Raw genomic sequence first — 1,526 nt, forward strand, 5'->3', positions numbered from 1 at the left:
TTCGACCTGGGCGGCCACTCGCTGCTGGCCACGCGGGTGGTGGCGCGCGTGCGGGCGGGGATGGGGCGCGAGCTGCCGCTGCGCACGCTGTTCGAGGGGGCCACGCTGGCCGAGGTCGCGCGCGGGCTCACCCGGAGCGGCGAGGAGGAGGAGGAGCCGATCGCGCGGGTGGAGCGCGACGGGCCGCTCCCCCTCTCGTTCGCGCAGGAGCGGCTCTGGTTCGTGGAGCAGATGGAGCCCGGCGGCGCCACCTACAACATGCCGCTGGCGCTGCGCCTGCGCGGGCGGCTGGACGTGGATGCCCTGGGGCTCGCGCTGGAGGAGATCGTGCGGCGGCACGAGCCGCTGCGCACCACCTTCGCGGCGGGGGCCGACGGGCCCGTGCAGCGGGTGCACCCCGCCGGGCCCGTGCCGCTCCCCGTGGACGACGCCTCCGACGCGGCGGCCTGGGTGCGGGAGCACTCCCTGGAGCCCTTCGACCTGGAGCGCGGCCCCGTCTTCCGCGCGCGGCTGCTGCGCTCCGGCCCGGAAGACCACACCCTGCTCCTGGTGGTGCACCACATCGCCAGCGACGGGTGGAGCACGGGGGTGCTGGCGAGCGACCTGGGCGCGCTCTACGCCGCCTTCTGCCTGGGCGAGCCTTCGCCCCTGGCCGAGCCGGAGGTGGGCTACGCGGACTTCGCCGCCTGGCAGCGCTCGCGGCTCTCGGGCGAGCGGCTGGAGCGCGAGCTGGCCTTCTGGCGCGGGCAGCTGCACGACGCCCCCGCCGTACTGGAGCTTCCCACGGACCGGCCCCGCCCGCAGGCCGGCACCCGCGCGCGCGGGGCGGAGGAGCGGGTGACGATCCCGCGCGCGCTGGCCGATGCGCTGCGCGCGCTGGGCGAGGGGGAGAACGCCACCCCCTTCATGGTGTTGATGGCCGCCTTCCAGCTCCTCCTGGCCCGGTACTCGGGGCAGGAGGCGGTGGTGGTGGGCACTCCCGTGGCGGGGCGCACGCGCCCGGAGGTGGAGGGGCTGGCGGGCTTCTTCGTGAACATGCTCCCGCTCTGCACCCGCTTCTCCGGCGATCCCTCCTTCCGCGCGCTGCTGGCGAGGGTGCGCGAGGGTGCGCTGCAGGCGTTCGAGCACCAGGCGCTCCCCTTCGAAAAGGTGGTGGAGGCCGTGGCGCCCGAGCGCCGTTCCGGGCACTCGCCCATCTTCCAGGCCGTCTTTGCCCTGCAGAACACGCCACGGGCCACGCTCAGCCTTCCGGGGCTGGAGGTGAGCCGTGTGGCCGACGAGACGGGGGTCACCAAGTTCGACCTGACGCTCTTCCTCTCCGAAAGCGGCGAAGGCTTTTCCGGCGGGGTGCAGTACGCCGCGGATCTCTTTGACGCGGCCACCATCCGGCGGATGCTGGCGCACTACACGCGGCTCCTGGAAGAGGTGGCGGCCCAGCCGGACCTCCCCCTCTCGCGGCTCCCGCTGCTGGACGACGCGGAGCGGCGCCTGGTGGAGGAGTGGAGCGGCGCCCCCGCGGACTTTCC

Annotated in this window: 1 protein-coding gene; it reads left to right on the forward strand. The window is 74.9% G+C overall.

All coding sequences use genetic code 11. The features are described from left to right. A partial coding sequence (locus VF584_16070; GenBank protein HEX8211691.1) for a condensation domain-containing protein occupies positions 1–1,526 on the forward strand: 1,526 nt, incomplete at both ends.

Origin of the sequence: Longimicrobium sp. (assembly GCA_036389135.1) — a bacterium.
Classification (GTDB): Bacteria; Gemmatimonadota; Gemmatimonadetes; order Longimicrobiales; family Longimicrobiaceae; genus Longimicrobium.